The sequence below is a fragment of the Chryseobacterium sp. 3008163 genome, assembly GCF_003669035.1.
Classification (GTDB): Bacteria; Bacteroidota; Bacteroidia; order Flavobacteriales; family Weeksellaceae; genus Chryseobacterium.
In genome coordinates, this window is sequence record NZ_CP033070.1 from 3,325,078 (window position 1) to 3,349,656 (window position 24,579).

20 protein-coding genes, 3 tRNA genes and 3 pseudogenes are annotated in these 24,579 nt (G+C 33.8%); 15 read left to right on the forward strand and 11 right to left on the reverse strand.

The window, feature by feature from the left end:
- Positions 1-13: 13 nt before the first annotated feature.
- From EAG08_RS15280 to EAG08_RS15295, 5 genes and pseudogenes are all read right to left on the reverse strand, one after another.
- Complete coding sequence (locus EAG08_RS15280; RefSeq protein ID WP_129536189.1) at positions 14-547, reverse strand: thioredoxin family protein; 534 nt, start codon at positions 545-547, stop codon at positions 14-16.
- Positions 548-578: 31 nt separating this feature from the next.
- Complete coding sequence (locus EAG08_RS15285; protein WP_129536190.1) at positions 579-2,057, reverse strand: peptide MFS transporter; 1,479 nt, start codon at positions 2,055-2,057, stop codon at positions 579-581.
- Between the two features lie 114 nt (positions 2,058-2,171).
- The gene (locus EAG08_RS22245) at positions 2,172-3,698 is read right to left on the reverse strand and encodes a peptide MFS transporter (RefSeq protein ID WP_262696743.1); all 1,527 of its coding nucleotides are present in this window, start codon (positions 3,696-3,698) and stop codon (positions 2,172-2,174) included.
- Positions 3,656-4,102, reverse strand: a complete 447-nt coding sequence (locus EAG08_RS22250; RefSeq protein WP_228446594.1) for a hypothetical protein — start codon at positions 4,100-4,102, stop codon at positions 3,656-3,658. Before EAG08_RS22250 ends, EAG08_RS22245 begins: the two co-directional genes overlap by 43 nt.
- 134 nt (positions 4,103-4,236) lie before the next feature.
- Positions 4,237-5,888, reverse strand: a pseudogene (locus EAG08_RS15295) (peptide MFS transporter).
- A gap of 87 nt (positions 5,889-5,975) precedes the next feature.
- Between EAG08_RS15295 and EAG08_RS15300 the strand changes: the two are divergent.
- Together EAG08_RS15300 and EAG08_RS15305 are read left to right on the forward strand one after the other, a co-directional pair.
- Positions 5,976-6,221, forward strand: a complete 246-nt coding sequence (locus tag EAG08_RS15300) for a hypothetical protein (RefSeq protein ID WP_129536191.1) — start codon at positions 5,976-5,978, stop codon at positions 6,219-6,221.
- Complete coding sequence (locus EAG08_RS15305; protein ID WP_129536192.1) at positions 6,211-6,513, forward strand: type II toxin-antitoxin system RelE/ParE family toxin; 303 nt, start codon at positions 6,211-6,213, stop codon at positions 6,511-6,513. Before EAG08_RS15300 ends, EAG08_RS15305 begins: the two co-directional genes overlap by 11 nt.
- Before the next feature lie 58 nt (positions 6,514-6,571).
- Here the strand turns inward: EAG08_RS15305 and EAG08_RS15310 are convergent, their stop codons facing one another.
- Positions 6,572-8,701 carry a S9 family peptidase gene (locus EAG08_RS15310; RefSeq protein WP_129536193.1) on the reverse strand — a complete coding sequence of 710 codons (2,130 nt, stop codon included), beginning with the start codon at positions 8,699-8,701 and terminating at the stop codon, positions 6,572-6,574.
- A gap of 117 nt (positions 8,702-8,818) precedes the next feature.
- Between EAG08_RS15310 and EAG08_RS15315 the strand changes: the two genes are divergently transcribed.
- A complete protein-coding gene (locus tag EAG08_RS15315) occupies positions 8,819-9,292 on the forward strand; it encodes a hypothetical protein (protein WP_129536194.1) in 474 nt (157 codons plus the stop codon).
- Positions 9,293-9,367: 75 nt separating this feature from the next.
- Here EAG08_RS15315 and glgP read toward each other — a convergent pair whose 3' ends face one another.
- Positions 9,368-11,032: an alpha-glucan family phosphorylase gene (gene glgP / locus EAG08_RS15320; protein ID WP_129536195.1), complete on the reverse strand. Its 1,665-nt coding sequence runs from the start codon at positions 11,030-11,032 to the stop codon at positions 9,368-9,370.
- Positions 11,033-11,187: 155 nt separating this feature from the next.
- Between glgP and EAG08_RS15325 the strand changes: the two genes are divergently transcribed.
- Together EAG08_RS15325 and EAG08_RS15330 are read left to right on the forward strand one after the other, a co-directional pair.
- On the forward strand, positions 11,188-11,985 hold the full coding sequence (locus EAG08_RS15325; RefSeq protein WP_129536196.1) for a hypothetical protein: 798 nt from the start codon (positions 11,188-11,190) through the stop codon (positions 11,983-11,985).
- A 135-nt stretch (positions 11,986-12,120) separates the two neighbouring features.
- Positions 12,121-14,223, forward strand: coding sequence for a T9SS type B sorting domain-containing protein (locus tag EAG08_RS15330; protein ID WP_129536197.1), 2,103 nt, complete (start codon positions 12,121-12,123; stop codon positions 14,221-14,223).
- Positions 14,224-14,272: 49 nt separating this feature from the next.
- Here EAG08_RS15330 and EAG08_RS15335 read toward each other — a convergent pair whose 3' ends face one another.
- Entirely contained in the window at positions 14,273-14,632 is a 360-nt protein-coding gene (locus tag EAG08_RS15335; protein WP_129536198.1) for a nuclear transport factor 2 family protein, read from the reverse strand.
- Positions 14,633-14,703: 71 nt separating this feature from the next.
- On the opposite strand from EAG08_RS15335, the gene EAG08_RS15340 reads away from it, so the two are divergent.
- From EAG08_RS15340 to EAG08_RS15355, 4 genes and pseudogenes are all read left to right on the forward strand, one after another.
- Positions 14,704-15,219, forward strand: coding sequence for a DUF1572 family protein (locus tag EAG08_RS15340; RefSeq protein WP_129536199.1), 516 nt, complete (start codon positions 14,704-14,706; stop codon positions 15,217-15,219).
- 6 nt (positions 15,220-15,225) lie between these two features.
- Positions 15,226-15,798 (forward strand): hypothetical protein, encoded by a 573-nt coding sequence (locus EAG08_RS15345; protein WP_129536200.1) that lies wholly within the window; start codon positions 15,226-15,228, stop codon positions 15,796-15,798.
- A 137-nt stretch (positions 15,799-15,935) separates the two neighbouring features.
- A pseudogene (mtaB, locus tag EAG08_RS15350) lies at positions 15,936-17,280 on the forward strand (tRNA (N(6)-L-threonylcarbamoyladenosine(37)-C(2))-methylthiotransferase MtaB).
- Positions 17,281-17,337: 57 nt separating this feature from the next.
- Entirely contained in the window at positions 17,338-18,840 is a 1,503-nt protein-coding gene (locus EAG08_RS15355) for an FMN-binding glutamate synthase family protein (protein WP_129536201.1), read from the forward strand.
- A 69-nt stretch (positions 18,841-18,909) separates the two neighbouring features.
- On the opposite strand, the gene EAG08_RS15360 is transcribed toward EAG08_RS15355, so the two are convergent.
- A complete protein-coding gene (locus EAG08_RS15360) occupies positions 18,910-19,635 on the reverse strand; it encodes a hypothetical protein (protein WP_129536202.1) in 726 nt (241 codons plus the stop codon).
- Positions 19,636-19,689: 54 nt separating this feature from the next.
- Here EAG08_RS15360 and EAG08_RS15365 point away from each other — a divergent pair, with 54 nt between their 5' ends.
- Positions 19,690-20,133 carry an RNA-binding S4 domain-containing protein gene (locus EAG08_RS15365; protein ID WP_129536203.1) on the forward strand — a complete coding sequence of 148 codons (444 nt, stop codon included), beginning with the start codon at positions 19,690-19,692 and terminating at the stop codon, positions 20,131-20,133.
- On the opposite strand, the pseudogene EAG08_RS15370 reads toward EAG08_RS15365, so the two are convergent.
- Positions 20,128-20,642, reverse strand: a pseudogene (locus tag EAG08_RS15370) (shikimate kinase). The gene EAG08_RS15365 and the pseudogene EAG08_RS15370 sit on opposite strands and share 6 nt — an antisense overlap.
- Before the next feature lie 116 nt (positions 20,643-20,758).
- Between EAG08_RS15370 and EAG08_RS15375 the strand changes: the two are divergent.
- The 3 genes from EAG08_RS15375 (at position 20,759) to EAG08_RS15385 (ending at position 21,086) form a co-directional block, all read left to right on the forward strand.
- Positions 20,759-20,831 (forward strand) — tRNA-Lys (locus EAG08_RS15375).
- A 35-nt stretch (positions 20,832-20,866) separates the two neighbouring features.
- Positions 20,867-20,949: transfer RNA gene (locus EAG08_RS15380), tRNA-Leu, on the forward strand.
- A 64-nt stretch (positions 20,950-21,013) separates the two neighbouring features.
- Positions 21,014-21,086: transfer RNA gene (locus tag EAG08_RS15385), tRNA-Lys, on the forward strand.
- Positions 21,087-21,184: 98 nt separating this feature from the next.
- Here the strand turns inward: EAG08_RS15385 and panC are convergent.
- Positions 21,185-22,033 (reverse strand): pantoate--beta-alanine ligase, encoded by an 849-nt coding sequence (panC, locus tag EAG08_RS15390; protein WP_129536204.1) that lies wholly within the window; start codon positions 22,031-22,033, stop codon positions 21,185-21,187.
- A 169-nt stretch (positions 22,034-22,202) separates the two neighbouring features.
- Between panC and EAG08_RS15395 the strand changes: the two genes are divergently transcribed.
- Both EAG08_RS15395 and EAG08_RS15400 read left to right on the forward strand, forming a co-directional pair.
- Complete coding sequence (locus EAG08_RS15395) at positions 22,203-22,973, forward strand: glycogen/starch synthase (RefSeq protein WP_129536205.1); 771 nt, start codon at positions 22,203-22,205, stop codon at positions 22,971-22,973.
- 24 nt (positions 22,974-22,997) lie between these two features.
- Positions 22,998-24,557 carry a DUF4270 family protein gene (locus EAG08_RS15400; RefSeq protein ID WP_164998580.1) on the forward strand — a complete coding sequence of 520 codons (1,560 nt, stop codon included), beginning with the start codon at positions 22,998-23,000 and terminating at the stop codon, positions 24,555-24,557.
- The last annotated feature ends 22 nt before the right edge of the window (positions 24,558-24,579 follow it).

The window sequence follows — 24,579 nt, forward strand, 5'->3', positions numbered from 1 at the left end:
GCTACGAAACTTTCTAATCTTTTATATTTGATTTAAATTTTTTCTGATAATCTTCCCATTCTTCACGGTTTTTTATTTTTTTGTATAGGTCGTTTGAAATTAATGAAAGATAAGGTTCTAATTCTTTTGCTGAAAGTTCTCCCTGCAAAATTGTAATTGGTGCACCGTTTTCATCTAAAAATACGGTGCTCGGAACTGCTCCTACATTCATAAACTGTGTAAATTCATGAAGGGAATTTCTTCCTTTTTTATGTGCTTTATTCTCATTAGAAAAACTTCTTCCAAATATTTCTATGGTTCTTTTATCCTCTGCATCAAATTTTACCGGATAATAATTTTGATTTAAAAATTCTGCAATCACTGTATGTCCATACGTTTTTTTATCCATGATTTTGCATGGCCCGCACCAATCTGCGTAGAAGTCAATCAGAATTTTTTTAGGTTGAGTTTTTTGAGCATTTAATGCTTCTTCAATCGTCATCCATTTTACCTGTGCAAAATTTAAACTGATAAAAAAAAGGAAAAGTATGGTGGATATTTTTTTCATGATTTGATATTTTGTACAAGTTACAGAGATTCTATTTAACCTCCTGCATGAGCTTTTTAACTAATGGTGATATCAAAATCAGTACCACTCCGGCAATTAGAGCGTAAATAGCAAGTTGGTAGTAACCGTCTGTATAGGATTGTAATTTAGAAACTAAGTCATTTCCTGTGTTCGATTTTGAAATTTCAGCACCCAATTTTCCAGCAGCAAGCTGACCGAATGCACTTGCTAAAAACCAAAGTCCCATCATCATTCCGAATAATCTTTTGGGGGATAATTTAGTAATAATCGACATTCCTATAGGTCCAAGACAAAGCTCACCAATTGTAGTGATAAAGTATGCAAAAGCAAAAACATTTAACGATGTTATTCCTTTAACGTTTGCAAAAAATTTAGTGTAATAAAAGATATAAAATGATGCAGAAAGGAATAAAAATCCGATTCCGAACTTTATTAAAGTATTTGGTTCTAATTTTTTCTTTGCCAACCAAAGCCAAAGTAAACCTATAATTGGGCTTAAAATGATGACAAAAAGTGTATTGGAGCTGTTATTCACAACATTCGGATCCATATTAAATCCTAATAAACTGTGATCTAAATTGTCTTTTGCAAATAATGATAATGAACCTCCACTTTGCTCATAAATCGCATTGAATAAGAAGTAGAAAAATATAAATGCAAATGCAGCAATCAGTTTTTTCTGATAACTAACCTGTTCTAATTTTAATAATTCAAAAATGAAATATCCGACAGCAAGTATTCCGATGGTATACATGAAATAATCTGTGTAGTCAGTATTTTTAACCATTATAAAAATTAATGGGATGCTTAAAATTGAAAGAGCATAAACCGCAATTTCTCTGATTCTTCTTTTTCCGACATCCATATTTAACAGAGGAGAGTTCCCGATTGGTCCTAAATTTTTCTTTGTAAAAAGAAAGGTAAATAAACCTATAATCATTACAACTGCTGCGGCAAGAAAACATAATGTCCACGAATGATATTTTCCTAAATAGATACATAAAGCTCCTCCTAACAGTCCGCCAATATTAATTCCCGCATAGAACATACCATAGCCGGCATCTCTTCTCGGATCTTTTTCATCATACAATTCTCCGACCATTGATGAAACGTTTGGTTTGAAAAATCCTGTACCAATTATGGAAAAAGCAATTCCGTAGTAAAACATTTCTTGAGGGGCTAAAGCAATCAATAAATTTCCAAGAATCATGACAATTCCTCCAAAGAATAATGATTTCTTGAACCCCAAAATTTTATCAGCAAAAATACCGCCTATAAATGTAAAAGCATAAACAAATGCCTGAATAGCACCATATTGAAGATTGGCAACATCATCTTTCAACAGAAGCTGATCGACCATGAAAAATGTAAGAACCCCTCTCATCCCATAAAAACAGAAACGTTCCCACATTTCTACCGTAAAAAGTGTCCATAATTGTTTGGGGTATTTTCCTTTGAAATTTTGTATTTCCTCTAATGTTAGGCTCATAGATAGATTATGTTATTTGAAGTAAGGATTTCAGTATTGTTTTTTACAATCTACTAATGTAAAAAAAAACCTCTGAAAAAATCAGAGGTTTGAATATTATTTTTAAAATGATTTTTAGTTTACACCATGCATCATTTTCTTCAAAATAGGAGAGATAAGTGCTAAGATAGCTCCTGCAATTCCACAAAGAATTACAAACACCATGAAAAATTCAAATAAATTGCGAATTTCAAATCCAGAGAACTTTTTGTATTCGGCGTTGATTATATTTTCGTTTTTAATTTTTGCTAGCTGTGCTTCAGATGGATATCTAATCTGAGCAAGATCCATTTTAAATTCTGGTTTTGCAACTTTATCATCCTTAAATTTTGCTTCAAATTCAGCTCTTTGTGCAGAAATAATCTTGTTGTTTTCAGCAAATAAAGTATTTACCTCTTTTTTTAAAGTTTCATCTTTACCAAAATTAACATCGGCCAAATTAGATTGAGCAAGCAAAAATAATTCTTTAGCGGAAGGTTGATACGTTTTATCTAAAACTTTTTGTAAATCTATATTTTGTTCTTTTGCTAAAACAAATTTATCACCTGTTGCAGGTAGAATAGATCCTAAAGTTCCTGATAAAGCATAACCTGCTGCATTTGCAATAAAGAATACACCAAATAAAAGTGATGCAAATCTTTTAGGTGCTAATTTTCCAACTAAAGACAAACCAATTGGAGATAAACATAGTTCACCCATTGTTTGGATTAAATAAAGTAAAATCAACCATTTAACGGCAAGTAGTCCGGTATTTCCTAAATCTTTAACATTGTAAGCAATTATTAAATAACTTAAAGCAATTAATCCAAGGCCAATCGCTTGTTTTAAAGGTGAAACAGGTTCTTTTTTGTTGGCTCTTAGTTTGTCCCAAAGCATACTGAATGGAACCGCCAAAACCACAATAAACAGACCATTAAATATCTGAACCATTGAAGGTGGCATATTCCAGCCAAGAATATGTCTGTCTGTTTGATTATCTGCAATAAATGTCAATGATGATCCTGCTTGTTCAAAAGCTGCCCAAAAGAATATGATGAAAAAAGATACGATATAAATTACCCAGATTCTATCTCTTTCTATTTTGTTTTCAGTTGCAGACATAATTAAATAAGCCAAAGCAAGTCCCATAGAATAAATGAATGGATAGATTACTGCTTTCACAAATTCTCCCATTCCAACAGAACCAAACCCAACTTTGTCAACAAATAAATATTGAAATCCGAAGAAAGTTAATAGAAAAACAACAACTGCAATACCAATAGATTTTCCGGAAAATTTGGCAGTTTGTGATTCACCTTCTTCAAAATCTTCTGCTGTGCTTTCACTAGGTAAACCACCAATTGGTCTTCCTTCTGGCGTTACAACATATTTGTTTTTAAGTAAAATGAACGTTAATGTTCCAATCGTCATTGCGATAGAAGCTGCTAAGAATCCCCATTTAAAAGCGTGAATGTCTCTTAAACCATTAGAATCTTTTACATCTCCTAAAAATGGACAGATAAATTGACCTAAAAATGCTCCCAAGTTAATCCCCATATAGAAAATTGTAAATGCAGAATCTAATTTAGATTTTTCCTGCTTTGGATAAAGGCTTCCCACCATCGAAGAAATATTTGGTTTGAAAAACCCATTCCCAAAATGATTACGCCTAAAGCAATCCACATTAATGTTTGTGCTGATCCTAAATTGGAACCAAATGTTGATGCACTCATAAACATTAGGAATTGTCCAAGTGCCATTAATGCTCCTCCTACAATGATACAGTATCTATTTCCTAAAAATCGGTCAGCGATAAAACCTCCCAACATTGGTGTTAGATAACATAGAGCCAAAAAGCCACCATATATTATCGTAACATCTCCTTCTTTCATTAATAGAGAGTTTACCATAAATAAAGTAAGCAATGCTCTCATTCCGTAAAAGTTGAAACGCTCCCACATCTCTGTTCCGAATAGAACCCATAATCCTTTAGGGTGTTTAGTCTTCGACTGAACTGCTGTATCCATATATTAATTGTTAATTTTTTGTTAAGACCCACAAATATAGTTTTTTTTGGGTTTTTGACAAGGTTTTAATTTTAATTTAAACAAAAAAGCTGCAGAAGAATCTACAGCTTTGGCTATGTTGAATGATAAAAGAATTAATTAACTCCTTTTTCTTTCATTATTTTATTTAATCTTTTTAAAATCGATAATCCTAAGAGTGTTGCTAAAAGTAGCAAACCAAAATTCACGATAAAGAAATTGGCTTTATTGTCATAATCATACCAGAAACTTGCTAAAACTCCTGAAAGTTTGTTTCCGATTGATGTGGAAAGGAAAAAACCACCCATCATTAATGCAGTTAATCTTGGTGGAGAAAGCTTTGAAACTAATGATAATCCCATCGGAGAAAGACAAAGTTCACCAACGGTAATGACTCCATACGCTGCAACCAGCCACAAAGCAGATACTTTTACCAAACCGTTTTGCCCGGCATATACTGCTCCCACCATCACCAAACATGATAATGCTGAAATAAATAATCCTAAAACGATTTTCGAAGGAGTACTTGGCTCTTTTCCTTTTCTTCGAAGCATCATAAAAAACGCTACAACTACAGGCGTCAGTAAAATTACCCAACCAGGATTGATGGATTGGAATAATTCTGTATTATAAAGATTTACTTTCTCTCTAGGATTTGCTTCAAGCTTTGTGCGATCAGATTGAGAAATATTTCTGAAGTAAACATCTTTACCTTGTTCTTTTATAGGTTTTCCTTCGTCATCTTTTTTTACCTGATACTGGTCGTCATAAACAGAAACTTCCTTATCCTGAAAATCTTTTTTATCAACTAAGTAAATAGCTTCCAAAGGCTTTTCTAAAGGCGCAGGAACTGTTCTGTCGGTATAATAATTTGCCCAACGTGTTAATGCTGTTCCGTTTTGTTTGAAAACTGCCCAGAACATTAAGCTTACTGCAAAAATTGCCAACAGTGCGCCGATTGGTTTTTTATCCTCCGCATTGGCTTTTACATAAAGCATTACGTAGAAATAAATGACTGGTACACATGCAAAAATAAAGGCATCTGTACTGTCACTTCCAAAAATATTACTTGGAATAAACCATCCAATCAGTCCGAAAATAATTGCCGGTAAAATACTTTTACCAAAACATCAGAGATTTTTGTATCACCTTCCTGTGCAGGTTTTAAAATATTTGCCTGAAGGATATGCTGTCTTCCGATGGTGAAAACCAAAAGTCCAACAAACATTCCGACTCCAGCAGTCATGAAAGCAGGTCCCCATCCGTATTTATTACGCATAAATGCAGCAATAATATTACAGACAAAAGCTCCGATATTGATTCCCATGTAGAAAATATTGTAACCAGCATCTTTATTGGCTTTGTAAGGTTCTTCGTTGTATAAATTTCCTAAAAGAGTAGAAATACTTGGCTTGAAAAAACCATTTCCGATGATAATTAAAGCTAACGAAGCGTAAAAAAGAGGAAGTTCTTTAAAGAAACCAACTCCGAGATAACCCAATCCCATCAGAAAACCTCCGATGTAAATGGCTTTGATATAACCTAAAACTCTGTCGGCTAAAAATCCACCCAAGAAAGGAGTTAGATAGGTTAAGGCGATAAAAGTTCCGAAAATATCATCGGCATTTTTATCATCAAATGCTAATCCGCCTTTTTCGCTGTCGATCATGTACAGTACAAAAATTCCGAGGATAAGGTAATAGCCGAAACGCTCCCACATTTCTGTGAAAAATAGATAGGGAAGCCCTTTAGGATGTTTGGTTTTCATGTATAAGATTTTTACAATTTCACAAATATAAAATTTTAAAAACAATATTTGAATTTTATTAACTTTGAGTAAAATAAAAGATGAAAAATGGAAACAACTATAAAAGACATCGAGACTAACTTAGAAACTTTGCCCAAAGAATTTTTACATGATGTAAATAATTTTATTGATTTTCTGAAATATAAATATCTTAAAGAAAAACAATATGAAGTTCCTGAATGGCAAAAAGAAGAGACTAAAAGAAGGATGAGTTATTCTCGAAATAACCCTCAAAGTTTTGTTTCTGAGTCTGAAATGGATGATTATTTAAATGATTTAGAAAGTGGCGACTAAATTGATTTACGGTCACTTAGTAAAATGGGATTTGAAAGAAATTAATAATTGGTATAATAAGATAGATAAGAAACTTTGGACTCAATTTATTAAAGAGTTTCGTTCAAAAATCAATTTTATAAAAGAAAACCCTTTGTCTTTTGAACTTAAATATGATGAAAACAGAATCGTTTTTCTGAAGAAATTTCCTTTCGAAATTCACTATTTCTACAATAAAGAGAAAAATTTAATTGAGATATATTCTGTTTTCCATACTTCCAGAAATTCTGAGCAATGGAAAGAAAGAAAATAAAAATCCGAATCTCATATCAGAGACTCGGATTTTTTATAGTTTAATTTTAAGATTAAAATTAAAGATTCTCCAAAATAAAATCCGTCATTTTCTGATACAGTTGTGGCCTTGTCTGTCCACCATAAATTCCGTGGTTTTTATCGGGATAAGCCATAAATTCAAACTGTTTTTTGTTTTGAATCAAAGCTTCAGAAAATTCCATAGAATTTTGAAAATGTACGTTGTCATCAGCCGTTCCGTGGATTAGCAAAAATTTACCTTTCAATAAATTAGCATAAGTCGTCGGTGAATTGTCATCATAGCCAGCCGGATTTTCCTGTGGAGTCAACAAAAATCTTTCGGTATAAACAGAATCGTAATATCTCCAGTTGGTCACCGGTGCAACAGCAATTCCTGTTTTAAACACATCAGCGCCTTTAGTCATTGCCAGACTCGCCATGTAACCGCCAAAGCTCCATCCGAAAATTCCTATTCTTGTTTTGTCGATGTATTTTTGAGTTCCCAACCATTTTGCTGCTGTAATTTGATCTTCAATCTCGTATTTTCCTAAGTTTTTATACGTTACTTTTTTAAATTTAGCTCCTTTAAAACCAGTTCCACGTCCGTCAACACACGCAATGATATAACCTTTTTGAGCCAGCATTTCAAACCAAAGTGCGTTTCCGTTATCCCAAGAATTAGCGACCTGCTGTGATCCCGGCCCTGAATATTGGAACATAAATAATGGATACTTCTTATTTGGATCAAAGTTTTTAGGCTTAATAATCCACGCATTCATTTGATCTCCTGCTTCGTTTGGAATTGTTATAAATTCTTTCACTGCAAAATTATCTGCCTGCAACTTTTTAAGCTGATCATCGTTGTTTTGAAGTTCTTTCAATTGTTTTCCTGTGCCATCTTTTAAAATAAAAGTGTAAGGTTTAGAAGCTGTGGAAGAGGTTTCAATAAAATAATTGTAATTTTTACTGAAATTTGCTGAGTTATTTCCTTCAGCATTAGAAATCAACTGAGCTTTTCCATTTTCAATATTGATTTTGGAAACAACTTTATTGATGCTTCCTTTTTCTGTTGTCTGAACGAAAATTTCTTTAGATTTAGGATTGTAACCATAATAATCTGTCACTTCCCAATTTCCTTTGGTAACTTGTTTTTTTAGCTTTCCGTCTTTGTCATACCAGTACAGATGGCGGTTTCCGTCTCTTTCAGACCCCCAAAGAAAGCTGTTGTCTTCTAAAAATTCAAGAGTTACATTGTCTGTATCAATCCATTTATCATCCGTTTCTGTGAACAGTTTTGTTGTCTCTCCGGTTTTTGTATTGACTTTCAAAACATCAGAAGCGTTTTGTGTTCTTTGTGAAGTAATCAAAACAATTTCATCCGCATTTGACGTTTGAATAACGTTCGGAATGTAATAATTTTTGAATTGATCTAAATTGACCTTTGTCTTTTTTCCGTCTGCCAAATGATAAATATGTGCCGATGCAACAGAATTTTTTTCTCCCGCTTTTGGATACTTATAACGCATTTCACTTGGGTAAAGCGATTTTCCGTAAATTGGAATGTAAATTTCAGGAACGTCAGTTTCAACTAATTTCACGAATAAAATATCAGCAGAATTTTTTGTCCATTCATACAATCTTGCATGACCAAACTCTTCTTCATATACCCAGTCTGCCAAACCATTCAATACTTTATTTTTTACGCCATGCTCCGTGATTTGCGTAATTTTCCCTGAATTTAAATCCTGATAAAACAAATTATTATCAACAATGAAAGAAATTTTCGTTGCATCCGGAGAAAATCTTGGTTCCTGAATAGGTTTTCCTTCATTCAGACTTGTCGTTTTTCCGGTTTTTAAATCTTTAATATCATATTTACCTAAAAAAGAATGTCTGTAAATTGGCTGACTTTCTTTTAAAAGAAGAATTTTAGACTCATCATCAGAAAATTCATAGCTTTCAAAATTTCCGTCGACTAAATTTCCTTCCTTCTGAGAAGTTTTGTAAGAATATTTTGCAATTCCGCCCTGTTCGATGACCAGATAATTTTCACCGTTTTTCATAGATGTGATACCGGCAATGCCTTTTCCACGGTAATATCCCGAGTATATTTTATCTAAAGTGATTTCCTGAGCTGTTACATTATAAAATGCTGCGACAACGCTAAGGGTAAGTAAGAATTTTTTCATTGCTTAATTTAAAGAAATCCAAAGATAACAATTTTATCAAATTGTAGTAAAAAGCTTTTTGTGAATGTAATTTGGCAGTAAAATTGAATGTATTCTTTAACTTTAAATTAAATAATTATGGAAACGAATACACATGATAAGAAACTAAACAAATATGAACTTGAAGATCAAATTGTTTATACTGGTTTTTCAAATTTCACTGATGCTGAAAGATACACCCAAGAGCATAGCGGAACTTTGGTAGAAGTAGCTTTCAAAGATGGAAATGATAATCCGCAAATAACTTCAGAAGCTGGTTTGATAGAAAAGAAATTACACTATTATGTAGATGCAGGTGCAGAATATAAATTTATTCACTCTTCAGACTCAGGTTTTAAGCAGTATGCTGACGAATTACAAAAAATCAAAGCCAATCAGGATAAAACAGGTCCTGAAGAAAGATATTTAGCGAGTTTTGAAATTGAAAATACAGAAGACCCGATTATTGTTATTAAAAATGACCATTTGGAATCTGTTACTTCAAGAGAGCGCTCAAAGTACCTTAAACATGCTAGTGTTTATGAGATCGGAGTTTCTACGGCTAAATCTTAAATTTTCAGATTAAAATATAATTATTACTTTCAAAAAAAATCGTCCGTGAAAATGTTTTCACGGACGATTTTAATTTTATTTATTTTGATTGTACAAAATCTGATAATACTCATCAGCCATTCGGTCGCTGTTGAACTGATCTTTTACGTCGTTCATGGCATTTTGCTGAATGTTTCTCCATTTTTTCTGGTCGTCGTAATAGGTTGGGAGAATTTCGTTTTCAAGAATTTCGTATAATTTATTTAAATCATAATTATCCTGCTCATAAATGCTCATGTTTTCGTAATCACATTTTGGTACGACGAAAGAGTTTTCTCCGTGTTTAGCAAATTCAGGAATCCAGCCGTCGTCAGTTGATAAATTGACAGATCCGTTCATTGCAGCAGACATTCCCGATGTTCCCGAAGCTTCTCTCGGAACTCTAGGATTGTTTAACCAAACATCAGAACCTTGTTTCAAAGATTTGCTTAAAGAAAGCTCATAACCCGTTAAAACTGCCATGTTTTTATGATTATTACTTTCTTCAACCAAAGTATTAAAGGTTGAAATCGAAGAATAATCCATCGGATAAGGTTTTCCTGCCCAAATAATCTGTACCGGATATTTTGGATTGTTTAATAGTTTTCTAAATCTGTCTTTATCATGCAAAAGTAAATCTGCTCTTTTGTAACCTGCAAATCTTCTTGCCCAAACAATAGTGAAAACATTCGGATCAAATAAATTTCCGGTCTGATCAGCAACTATTTTAAATAATCTTTTCTTCAAAAGCTTTTTGCGATAATCAAAAATGGTATCGTTATTTTCATCTTTTGCGATATAAAGATTTTTATCACCCCAATATTTAAATTCCTGAGCATTTGTGATTGATTTAATCTCACAAATTCCAGGATACTTGCTCCACATCGCTCTGGAAACTACACCGTGAAGCTGAGATACTCCATTTGCAATTCTTGCCATTTTCAAGGCACATAGAGAATGATTGAACAATTCACCATCAGAACCTTCCAATTGTTTGGTTTCTTCCATGCTTAAACCTGAAAAATATGACATATCGTAGCATAATTTCAGATTGTGTTTTTCGTTTCCGGCTTCCTCAGGAGTGTGGGTTGTAAAAACTAATTTTTCTTTAACCTTCTGAAGATTTCCGTTGTATTTTTTTAATAAATAAAAAGCTGCCGGAAGCCCATGAGCTTCATTCAGATGATATACTTCTCTTTCCAGATTGAGTTCATCCAGCAATTTTGCACCACCTTTTCCGAGCAAAATATATTGAGCTAGCTTTGTAGATTCGTTGGCATCGTAAAGCTTGTGACAGATTGTTTTTGAAATATGATCGTTTTCCGGAACATCGGTAGAAAGGAAAAACATAGGTGCGGTGTGAAAAGTTTCAGGATCAAGATACCAAACCTTTACCCAAACCGGTGCACTGTGAATTTCTATTTGAAATTTTATTCCGGTGTCTTCAAGAAAGCTGTACATTTTCTTGGTCCAGGTCGGCTGTAACGTTTGATCGTGGTTTCTTGCCTGATCATAATATCCGAATTTCCAGAGAATCCCGATTCCTACTAAATCCTGCTTCAGATTGTAAGCGCTTCTCATGTGCGAGCCGGCCAAAAAGCCAAGTCCGCCAGAATATATTTTTAAAACCTGCTCAAGGGCAAATTCCATTGAAAAATAGGCAACTTTTTTAGAATACTTTTCGTTAATGCTGTAAGGTATTTTAAAATTTTTAAAATCCATAAAAAATTCAATTTTTGTGTTTAAAGAATCAAAGATATTGATTAAGAAAATAAACTTTACATTAATTATATAATAAATATTTTTAAATATATCTGTTGAATAGTTTTTTTAGTTACCTTTAAGTATAAATTTTTGATAATCAAAAACTTCCAAATATGAAAAAGGTTTTTTCTGATGAAGATTTAATCAAGAATCTGAGCTTATATTACCTGAATCGTCATCTGAAAAAGAAGCCGATGGAAAAATATCATCGCACCATAGACGAATCTCCGCTTCATGACAGGGAAAAATATAAGAAGAAAGCAGAAATTTTGCTGCTCAATTCTTTTATGCATCATTTCCCTGAGGTTACCTTTGAAAATCTTACCTGCGAAAGTCCAGACTTTATCGCAAAATTTAACAACAAAAAGATTGGAATAGAATTGACCGAAGTCATCAATCATCTTGAAATGAAGAAGGTTGAGAGCAATTTAAATAAAATATTCCGTCAGGCAGAAATATTATTAGAACAGGAAGACACTACGAAATATCGTGGTGTTTATTTTTTGTCTTTTCACGCTCATTTAAAATTTGAAAGTATAGAGCAGCAACAGGAAATCATTCTTAATATTTACAAAAGCATTAAAAAAAATAAAGCCATTGGATGTGTGAAAAGCATTCGGAAATCTACTCACCGAAGAAATGTTTTTATCACCCACGAATACAATATGAATCTCTTTGACGAGCTGTGTTCTGAGAAAATTTTAGAAATAATAGATAAGAAAAACGAGAAATTTCCATATTATGACAGATCGGTTGATGAATGTTGGCTGGTCATCGTTTCTGATATGAATTCTCTGGCGTCGAGGTATACTTTTATTCAGGACAAAGAACATTTGAATGAAGTAGAAAGCCCGTTTCATAAAATTTTCCATCTTGAAAACCTTTGTGGGAATATGACGAGTATTAAGTAGTTTGTTAATTTTTGTGTTTAAAATTTAAATAAATAATATTTTTATTGTTAAATAGTTCATTTTTATCATTATTTGGTGATTATAATTTAAATTTATTATATTTGATGAAGTTTAAATCCTAATAACCAACTCAATATGAAAAAAACTCTACTTTTTGTTCTTTTCTGCATTTCGCAGATGTTTTATTCTCAGGCAGATTGTGCGACTGCATTGTCGGTTTGTGGAAATTCAAATATTACATACAGCCCCACAGGAATTGGCTTAGTCAATGAGTCTTTGGGAGGTTGTTTGATTACGGGTGAACATAATTCTATCTGGTACAAACTGACGATTGCTACTGGGGGAACGTTGACTTTTGATTTGGTTCCAACTGATCCCGATGCAGATTATGATTGGGCGGTATATGGTCCTAATGTTACTTGTGGTGCTTTAGGTACGCCCCTTCGATGTAATGCTGCAACAGTAATTGGAGTAGGTGCTGCAACCGGTTTGAATATGACCAGTACAATTACCAATGCAGCAGGTGGCTCACCTACGCCTTATTGTCAATATATGGATGTTTTGCCTGGGCAAACCTATTATTTATATATAGATAACTGGGTGGGAGCAGGAGGTAGTACAGTGGCTCCGTTCTCATTAACGTGGGGAGGAACTGCAACGTTGGCTTCACCATTTACAGATCCCGCATTACAACCACAGCCGTTTGTTCCGCCAGGATTGCCAGCTGCAAATCCTTTAGATCCGAGAGAGATCCTGATATGCGTAAGTCCGGCAGTTTTCGATTTTTCTACATTATCTACAGGAATTTTAAATGGAAATCCGAATTTTGTAATTTCTTATCATACTACACAAAATGATGCTTTGGCGGGAACGAGCCCTATTACTGCGCCAATTACGGTAAATACAACAACAATTTATTATTACAGTATTCATTATCAGGATGCTGCTAATCCTAATAATCCTTTGAATTTTTGCCGACAGATCAGTCCGTTTAAATTTAAATTGGGAAATATCACCGCTGATGACAAAACATTGCTGGCTTGTAACAATAATAAAGCGGGCACAGGCACATTCAATTTAACAACGGCAGGTGTCTTCACAGGTAACAATGTAACGATAAAATATTATCCTACAATGGCAAATCTCAATGCCGGAACTGCTGAAATTACAAACCCTACCCAATATGTGTCGGCAGGCGGAGTAGTTTATGCTTTTGTGAAAACAACAGAAGGGTGTTCTGATACAGCGGCTATAACATTGGGTTTTTATCCTGAAGTTGTTGTAAATGATGCGGTTTTGCGTTTTTGTGCATTACAGGAAAATGTTGTTACGGCGGTTTTTAACCTTACAACTGCAAACGTAACATCACAAACAGGTACGACTAAAAAATATTATAAATCATTACAGGATGCCATCAGTGGAACGAATGAAATATCTGCTACCATGGCCGCAGCTTATGTATCTCCAAACGGAGTGGTTTATGTGAAAGTAACAGATGGAAATGGTTGTTATGGTATTGCTAAAATCACTTTAGAGGTGATTCCTCCTGTTTATTCTACCATTCTAAAAGATAAAACTATCTGTATGGAAGATAGAACGACGCTAGATGCGGGCGCAGGATTTGATGGTTATGAATGGAGTACCGGTGCAACTACACAAACGATTACGAATGTTGGAGTAGGAAATTATTGGGTTAAATTAAAAACGGGATCATGTATCTCGTATCAGACAGTGAAAGTTTATCCTTCTGAGCAACCAGTTATTTCAAGTGTAGAAATCTCTAATACTACTGTCACAGTGAATGCAAATGGTGGTAAGGCACCGTATAAATATTCGATGGATAATGTCAATTGGCAAGATTCTAATGTATTTACGAATATTAAAAGGGGTGACCATGTGGTTTACATAAAGGATATCTATGATTGCGAATCGATAAGTGTTGCTATTGTTGTTCCTAATTTGGTGAATGTGATTACACCGAATAGCGACGGAATTAATGATATCATCGACTATTCTGCATTAGGCCACAAGCAGAACTTGGTCTTCAATATTTTTGATCGATACGGAAATAAAATTTTCCAGGCAGATAAAAAGAACAATTACAAATGGGACGGAACTGCAGCAAATAAAAAAGTGCCAACCGGAAACTATTGGTATTCTGTTACATGGAATGAGAATGATAAAAATAACACCTTATTCAAATATACAGGCTGGGTACTGGTGAAAAATCGAGAATAAAATTTATGATTGAATATAATGAAAGCCATCTTGAGAAAGATGGCTTTTGTTAATTAAAAACTTTAGTATCTTTAAAATAATCTGAGAGATAAAGGATTTTTCCGCATTCAGAAAACTGAATGATAGTACAGATTTCATTTGTATAACTGCCTTTACCTGACATGTTACCTAAAGAATTCGTCTGATAAAAATATTTGTTATTTCCTAAATGAAAAATTTCAGAAACGCTCCATTCAATTTTTTCATATCTTCTGAAAATGGCTCTGAATAAAGCTAAGATTCTACTTTTTCCTGAAATTTCTTTCGCTGGCGGAATCCAAATTACAGTTTCATCAGTAAACCATTTTTCAAGCTTTTCAATATTTAAGGAATTTAAATCCTGCATAAAATGGCTGATCTTACAATTCATAGGCTGCAATTTACATTTATATACGTGAAAAACACTAAATTGGTTTTTAAATAAATAGTAAACATTTACCCATGACAGATTTATTCATCAAAAGGTTTAAATATTATAAAATGCTTGGTGACAAATCATTTGAGCAGCTTTCAGACGAACAGATTTTTTGGCAGTTTAATGAAGAAAGTAATTCTATCGCTATCATTATCAAGCATGTTGCTGGAAATATGATTTCCCGATGGACGAATTTTTTAACAGAAGATGGCGAGAAACCCTGGAGAGTGCGTGATGAAGAATTTATCAACACTTTTAAAACAAAAGATGAGGTATTAGACTATTGGGAGAAAGGTTGGAAATGTCTTTTTGAAGCTTTAAATCAAATTAATGAGGAGAATCTAAATGCTACCATTTACATCAGGAATGAAGCACATTCGGTAATTGATGCGGTTTTCAGACAATTGGCACATTATCCTTATCATATCGGTCAAATAGTTTTTATTGCGAAAATGCTTAAAAATGAAGATTGGAAAACACTTTCTATTGCAAGAAATAAATCTGAGGATTTTAATAATGAAATGAAGAATAATTTCAAATAGAAGATCATGAAAAATTTTGAAATTCATAAAGACAAAGGCATTATTTCTAATGAATTTTTAAACAGAAATATCACAGATTTTCGTTCTGCCTGCAAATATGTTTCAGAATTGCCGTACAAAAGAAATTCAGATAAAAATAATATTCAATGCGTTTTTAATGATTTAGGCGGAACCTGCAGTACAAAACATGCCATTTTAAGAAAATTGGCTCTTGAAAATGATCAGCAAGATGTAAAATTAATTCTCGGTATTTTTAAGATGGATGCAGCATACACTCAGAAAATTAAAAGCACACTAGAAAAATTTAATTTAAATTATATTCCAGAAGCCCACAATTATCTGAAAATCGATGATGAATATTTTGATTTTACAAAACCCAATTCAAATTATGCTGACTTTAAATCTAAATTGCTGATTGAAAAAGAAATAGAATTCAATGAAATTGTCGAAGAGAAAATATCATTTCACAAAGATTTTCTTAAAAAATGGATTCTTGACGAGAATATTCCATATAATTTAGATGAAATCTGGAACATTCGTGAGCAATGCATAAAAGATCTTCAAAAAATGATGAAGTGATTGAAATTCAGAATTCTTCTTCTGTCTGCTTTGCGAATAGTCTCGAAGTGCGAGACGATTACAAAGTATAGATTTAATCAATTTAGTATTCATATTTAAATCATTATCTTTGCAGCCATAAAATTCAGGAACAATAAATGTCTCACTTTCACAGAACTGCCGCATTCCACACCCTTGGCTGCAAATTAAATTTTGCGGAAACATCTACCATTGCCCGTCAATTGACAGATGCTGGGTATGATAAGGTAAGTTTTGATGAGAAAGCAGATGTTTATGTAATTAACACTTGTTCGGTTACAGAAAATGCAGACCGTGAATGTAAACTTCACGTAAAGCGTGCAATGAAAGCCAATCCCGAAGGCTTGGTAGTAATTGTTGGCTGCTATGCTCAGCTAAAACCTGAAGAAATTTCGCAAATTACAGGAGTAGATTTGGTTCTCGGGGCCAAGGAAAAATTCAACATTTTGAGTTATCTTGATGATTTAGAGAAATCTGAAAGTGAAGGTGTTGTGCATTCTTGTGAAATTGAAGAAACAGATTTTTTCATCGGCAGTTATTCTATCGGGGACAGGACAAGAGCTTTTCTGAAGGTTCAGGATGGTTGTGATTATAAATGTACGTACTGTACCATTCCTTTAGCAAGAGGGATTTCCCGATCAGACACCATAGATAATGTTCTTAAAAATGCGAAAGAAATTGCATCGAGAGACATTAAAGAGATTGTTTTAACCGGTGTCAACATTGGTGATTACGGTAAAGGTGAATTTGGAAACAAAAAACACGAGCATACTTTTTAGATTTAATTAAAGAATTAGATCAAGTTGACGGTATTGAAAGAATCCGTATTTCATCGATTGAGCCGAATCTTTTGAAAGATGAAAGTATCGAATTGGTTTCTAAAAGTAAAAGCTTTGTTCCGCATTTTCACATTCCTTTGCAATCGGGAAGCGATGAATTATTGAAAAAAATGAAACGTCGTTATCTTACCAAATTATACAACAATAGAGTCAATAAAATTCGTGAAGTAATGCCTCATGCAGCGATTGGTGTTGATGTGATCGTTGGTTTTCCGGGTGAAACTGAAGAATTGTTTATGGAAACTTATAATTTCCTGAATGAGCTACCCATCAGTTATCTGCACGTTTTTACTTATTCTGAAAGAGAAAATACTGAGGCGGCCGAAATGGATGGCGCAGTTCCGATTCCTGAAAGAAAAAGACGCAATAAAATGCTCAGAATTCTTTCTGAAAAAAGAAAATGTCATTCTACCAAACTCAGCTTGGGCAAACCCTTCCAGTACTTTGGGAGCACGAAAATAAAGACGGAAAAATGTACGGCTTCACAGAAAATTATGTGAGGGTACAAAAAGATTATGATTCGGCGTCTGTCAATCAGATTGAATTTCTGAATTTAGAAAAAATCCTGTCAGATGGCACGGTTTCTGTGCAATCGTCTTTCGAAAGTTTTTTAGCAAAAGCTTAGTCTGTTTGCTTTATTTCAACTAAATTTATTCTTTAACGATTTTAAATCTACATTCTTATGAGAGATAAGTTTTTATCTTGGGGATTGGTGTTGGTCGTTGCGACATGGGTCGTAGCATTACTCATCAAAGCACATTATTGGATTCCAATACTTTTAACAGCAGTTTATGCATTGGGAGTTTACAATACCTATCAAACGAAACATGCAATTCTTAGAAATTTTCCTGTTTTGGGTTATTTCAGGTATTTTTTTGAAGACATTTCTCCCGAAATGCAGCAGTATTTTATTGAAAGAGAAACTGATGGGAAGCCTTTTCCAAGAAATCAGCGTTCAGCAGTCTATAGACGCTCAAAAAATCTAAGTGATACTGTGCCTTTCGGAACTCAGTTAGAAGTCAATCACAGAAAGTATGAGGGAATTAAACATTCTATTTATGCTAAATCTCCTAAAGAAGAGCTTCCAAGAGTTTTAGTGGGTGGCGAACAATGTACACAGCCTTATAATGCATCATTATTTAATATTTCGGCAATGAGTTTTGGTGCATTGAGTGACAGAGCTCAGATTTCTTTAAACCGTGGTGCAAAAAAAGGAAATTTTTATCATAATACCGGTGAAGGTGGAATTTCTCCGCATCACATGGAAGGAGGAGATCTATGCTGGCAAATTGGTACGGGATATTTCGGATGCAGAGATGATGAAGGGAAATTTAACCCGGAATTATTTACAAAATATTCAACACTTCCGAATGTGAAAATGATTGAGATTAAATTGTCTCAAGGCGCAAAACCCGGTCATGGTGGAGTTTTACCGGGTGTGAAGAATACACCTGAGATTGCAAAAATTCGTCACGTACAACCTGGTTTAACGATTGTTTCTCCGCCATCACATTCATCATTTTCTGATGCTGCTGGTTTATTGAAATTTGTTCAGTATTTAAGAGAACTTTCAGGCGGAAAACCAGTTGGTTTTAAATTGTGTATCGGCGATACCAAAGAGTTTGAAGATATTTGCGTTCAGATGAATGTCTTAAAAATTTATCCTGATTTTATAACGGTTGACGGAGCAGAAGGGGGAACAGGAGCTGCACCGCCCGAATTTTCTGACGGAGTAGGAATGCCGTTAGAACCTGCTTTGATTTTTGTCAATAAAACACTTAGAAATTATAATGTCAGAAATAAACTACGAGTAATAGCAAGCGGAAAAGTTCTGACAAGTTTAGATATTTTACGAGCAGTTGCAATGGGAGCTGATATGTGTAATAATGCGAGAGGATTCATGTTCTCATTAGGCTGTATTCAGGCGTTGAGATGTAACAATAATAATTGCCCGACCGGAGTTGCTACCCAAGATAAAATGTTGATTAAAGGTCTTGATGTGACAGATAAAGCGGAGAGGGTTTATCATTTCCATAAAAATACACTGCATACTTGCAATGAACTGATTGCTGCTGCAGGAAGAAGTTCTTACGAAGAAGTTGATGCGTCAATGTTTATGCGAGGTGACGAATTTGAACATCTTTCAGATAAATATTTTCCGGATATTTTAGGGAATGTGAGATAGTTCAAATTTAAAAAGGCAAAAAAAATCCGCTTCAAAATTTTTGAAGCGGATTTTTTTATTTTGTTCTATTTATTCCTGACTGGCAGGTCTTGTTTCTGTGTGATAAATTTGAAAATTAAATACAAAAGTTGCATTTTGAAGATTGTAATAATTAGCATCTCTTGCAAAAGCAGCTTTTGAAGGGATAATAATTACTCCCTGTAAATTAGGTAATGTCTCGTTGGGAAGATTTTCAAATCCGTTAAAGTATTTTAACGCTTCTTTAAGTCCTTCGATTTCATAATAACTTCTTTGTTTTGCCGCGTCAGTGGTTGCTGCAGTTAGAACTGATTTTTTAACATAGTAAAATGTTGGATCAGTTACCGGAGAAGCTTCCAAATCAATAGTATTGATCAACGTTCCGCCAGAAGTTAGTGCAACGTTTCCGTCGATATCAGTAGCGCGGTAATAACTTCCTCTCATCATTGTTTTGATAAGGCTGTTATCTCCTATTGCTTTTCCCGGAGTAGGTTGCGCACCGTCTCTTTTAATATAAATAACTCCCGATGGAAGCTTTTGAGGACTAAGCTCAGATAATTTTTTAAAATTATCATCAGCAGCATCAGCAGTAAATGCTTTGATGTTTCCTTGAGTGTCTAAGTAGTTGTTATCCATAAATTTTTGGATAGCCTGCTCATCAAGTGAGTTTCTTACCTCAATGTTTTCTGGCTCTACAAATGTTTCCACTTCATCATCTTTCTTACAAGCTGAAAAACACAAAGATCCAGCAAGGATATACAAAAATATTTTTTTCATTTCAAAAACTTTAATTACTTTACAAATAATATAACGGCAAAAGTATAAAAAATTATGAGAATAGATAAATTTTTATGGAGTATTCGTTTTTACAAGACCAGAAGTATTGCTACCGACGAGATCAAAAAGAACAGAGTAGCGATAGGAGCATCGGTTGTAAAGTCGTCTAAAGAGGTAAAAGAGGGAGATGTCATTAAAATCCGTAAAAATCAAATTGACTATAAAATAAAAGTCATCCAAATCCCCAAAAGTAGAATTGGGGCTAAATTAGTTTCGCTTCATATCAAAGATGTCACAGATAAAGAGCAGTATGAGCTGCTTAAACTGAGAAAAATGTCTCAGAGCTATTACCGAGACCGAGGTGAAGGAAGGCCGACCAAAAAGGATAGGAGAGAGATTGACGGCTATACAGAAAATGATGTAGATTCAGATTTTACAGATTGGGATGACTTTTTTGGAGAGAGCGATTCAGAAAAAGAAGAAGAGAAAGAATCATAAATAAAGTTTCTCTATAATCTCGTTCATGATTTCTTCCGGTTCTTTAGAATCGGTGCTAATGATGAACTGAGCTTTGCTGTAAAATTCATTTCTTTCAAATAAATGTTTGGCAATAAACTCGGGGAGGTTTTCATCTGAAATATTAGCAATCAAAGGTCGTTTTTCTTTTTGTTTTGAAATTCTTTCTATTAAAGTATTGATAGACGTTCTGAGAAAGATACTTTTAGAATTATGGTTGATGATTTCCATATTATTGTAATAAACAGGCGTGCCTCCTCCTAAGCTCAGAATAATATTTTCTTCTGTAGCTAAAAGCTCTTCTAAAATTTCTCTTTCCTGCTTACGAAAGTAGATTTCTCCCTTTTTTCGAAGATTTCAGGGATCGTTAATTTATTTCGCTTAGAAATTTCTCTGTCGAGATCAATTAATTTAAAATCTATTTTTTCGCTTAAAATTTTGGAAATGTGAGATTTGCCACTTCCCATGTATCCGACTAGTGAAATTATCATGAATTTATTTTAAACAAATTTGCGAAAAAGTTTTGAGATAATGAAAAAAGTCCTATCTTTGCACCACTAAAAACAAGGGACATTACTTAACACTGAAACTTGATAATAAAGTGACCGACTCGGTAGCTCAGCTGGTAGAGCAATACACTTTTAATGTATGGGTCCTGGGTTCGAATCCCAGCCGGGTCACTAGCAAAAATGTTATATTTTTTTATAATTTTTTTGCCTGCGTGGTGAAATTGGTAGACACGCCATCTTGAGGGGGTGGTTTCCTAAGGATGTGCTGGTTCGAGTCCAGTCGCAGGCACTGCAAAAAAAAGTTTGGTAATTCTAAAATTTATTTTAAATTTATCAAATCTAAAAACAAGACCGACTCGGTAGCTCAGCTGGTAGAGCAATACACTTTTAATGTATGGGTCCTGGGTTCGAATCCCAGCCGGGTCACAAGTTTACTGAAAAGTAAATTTTTTTCATATTAATATTTTGTGATTTGGTGTTCAAAGGCTTCCTTCCGGAAGCCTTTGATTTTTTAGGGAAGTTGATCAATCTAAATGTATGTTGTCAATCAATCTCACGCCATCTACCATCACTACGATAAAAGCTCTGTAAGATTTATCTTTATAAAAAAAATCGGTTTCTTTCAGAGTGTTTTCATCTGCAATCATGAAATATTCCATCTGCATTCCTACTTGATCGTCAAAAATATCTTTAACTCTATCTTTAATCTCAGGAATCGACACCGTTCTGAACCAATCATTCACTTTTACAAGCGTTTCATAAATCACTTTAGAATCTTCTCTTCTGTTTTCAGTGAGTCTTTGATTTCTTGAGCTCAATGCTAATCCGTTTTCTGCTCTGTAAATATCAACTCCATGAATGTTGATGTGAAGTTGTTTCTTTTCGGTCATTTTTTTAATAATCGCCAATTGCTGAAAATCTTTTTCACCGAAATAAGCATTGTCTGGTTTTACCTGTCTGAAAAGTTCTTCAACCACGGTTCCCACACCATCGAAATGTCCCGGCCGTGATTTTCCTTCCATTTCATTTTCCAAACCGTCAAAATCATAATGCTGGCTTTCTGCTTTTTCAGGATAGATATCTTGTACCTCCGGAATGTACACAGCGTCCACCAAACCTGATGTTTCAAGGATTTTGATGTCTCTGTTGGTGTCTCTAGGATATTTTTTTAAATCTTCAGCATTGTTAAACTGTGTAGGATTTACAAATATCGAAGAAATAACCAAGTCATTTTCTGCTCTGGCAGCTTCATATAAAGAGAGGTGACCATTATGTAGCGCACCCATTGTGGGAGCGAAACCTATTTTCTTGCCCATTTCTCTCTGTCTTTCAATAAAATCCTGAAGTGTTTTTTTGTTTTTTAGAACTTCCATAATTTATTTTAATAGTAATTCAAAAATACTAAAATATCTTGTATTAATTTTCAGGAATTAGTAGTTCAACCGTAGTGATTATCGTAAAAAAATGTTAATTACAATAATGTTGGATGTTTTTTTGTAATTTTGCAACTTATAGCATTATTTAAAATTATATAAAAATTATATGCCCAATCAGAAAATACTGTACATTACCACAGAGATGTACCCTTATCAGGAAGATACAAACTTAGGAACAGTGGTAAACAAAATGGCACTTAAAATGCACCAAGAAGGCAATGATGTAAGAGTTTTTATGCCACGATTTGGACAAATAAGTGAAAGAAAATTTCAGCTTCATGAGGTAATCCGTCTTTCTGGGATGAATATTATCATCAACGATCTTGATCAGCCTCTTATTATAAAAGTAGCTTCTCTTCCGGGAGAAAGACTTCAGGTTTATTTTATCGATAATGAAGAATACTTCAAAAGAAAACAATATTATTTTGATGACGAGGGCATAGGTTTCCCAGATAATGACGAGCGTGCAATTTTCTTTGCAAGAGGCGTTATCGAAACGATTAAAAAATTAAATTGGGTACCGGATGTTATTCACCTTAATGGTTGGATGGCTTCTTTCATTCCTGTTTATTTAAAAACATTCTATCAGTCTGACACTTATTTCAAAGATGCGAAAATTGTTCTTTCATTATATAATGAAAAGGATGCTCCTTTGGATAAAAGTATCGTGGAAAAATTACAGTTTGATAATATTTCAGGATTAGAAGCGTTAAATACACCAAGCTTTCAAAGTTTTGTGATTGAAAGTATGAAGTATGTAGATGAGGTTGTAAAAGGTGATGAATTCTTAGAAGGAGATTTAGATAAAGCTTTTAACGAAACGTCTACTGCAAAGTCAGAATATTTAGACATAGATTCTATCAATAAACTATATTAAAAGAACATTTTGATGATTTATAATATGAAAAAAGCCTTCACTATACTTTCAATGGTGATTTTTGGAGGGATGTTGGTTTACAATTGCGAACCTGATCCGGATTCTCTAGGTGAACAATTATTTTTAGATGGCGCTGCAGCAGGTAATGAAGTTGCTTATGACGTTATCGCTTATAATATTAATAATAATGACAGTATAAGAAGTGATGCTGCAAAATTGGGGCTTGCTACTTTAGGAGCTTTTAATGAAGATCAGTTTGGGATGCAGAAAGCATCTTATTACACACAGTTGAGATTGGCAGCTTACGATCCTGATTTCGGAACAAATGCAGTGGTAGACTCTGTAGTATTGGTAATAAAACCGACTTATGCATCAGATTCTTTGACGACAACGACTGATGAAAGTTATGTTTATCCTGATGGAGCAATAGCTGCTAAAAAAGTAGTTAACACTTATCGTGCAACCAAATATGGAAGAGCTAAGGCTAATGGTGGAAATCTAACGGTTAAAGTACAAGAGGTTACTGATTTTTTAAATGGCTATAGTGATATTGCCTATTCTAATAAAGATTACGCAGTAAATTTAAATGCAAGTGAGCAATTAGGTTCTAAAACCTTTAATGGTTCTGTAAATTCTATTGCTATAACAAAAGATTCAGATAATAGTTCATTATTTTCTTCAGAAGCTGGTTTTAGAATACCGTTGAAACCAGAGTTCTTTCAAACAAAAATCATTAATAAAAAAGGTCAGCCTGAATTGAAAGATGTAGCAAGTTTCATCAGATATTTCAGAGGTTTGAAAATTTCAGTTGAAGAAAATGACGGATATCTAGTGCAGTTTTCACCTTCATCGGTTGAATTGATTATGTACTACAAATCTGACAAAGTAGAAAATGGTACTACTACAAGACCACAGACAAAATATGCTTTCTCTATAGGAAACGGAAATGCTCATATTGGAAATTATCAGTACAATAGAGCAGGATCTGCAGCAGGAACAGCACTGCCTCCAAATACAACAACAGGTGACGCTAAACTTTTCGCTCAGGGAATGGGAGGTAATTCTATAGGAATTAAATTTTCTCCTACGGAAATAGAAAAGTTGAGAAAACTCTATAATGATAATAAAGCAGGCATCGTCTCTGCAAAGATCAGAATGTACACAGATGATGTTGCTTGGAATAATAAGTATAAGAAACCAACCTTATTGACTATTGTACAGAAAGATAAGGATACTGATGGTAAAGAAACCACAAAATTCACAAATGATCTTCTGTTATTGTCAGCAACACCCAACTTTGCTTACATGAGAGCTTATAATCTGGATAAAAATCCTGCATATTATGATTTTACAGTAACCCAATCCTTGAAAGAAATTGTTGAAGATGTGGAAAAGAAAGATTATAGTAATAAATATTTCAAAATTGATATGGGTAACTTCTTGCAGTCTTCTACAGGAAATACTTTAGCAGGATATCAATTTACATCTCGACCCTTCTCTACAGATAGGGCAGTGTTTATAGGATCTGCTGATCCTTCAAATACTAAAAAGATTCAGTTAAGAGTTACTTACGGTACAAAATAAAAAAACAAAAACACTTGATTAA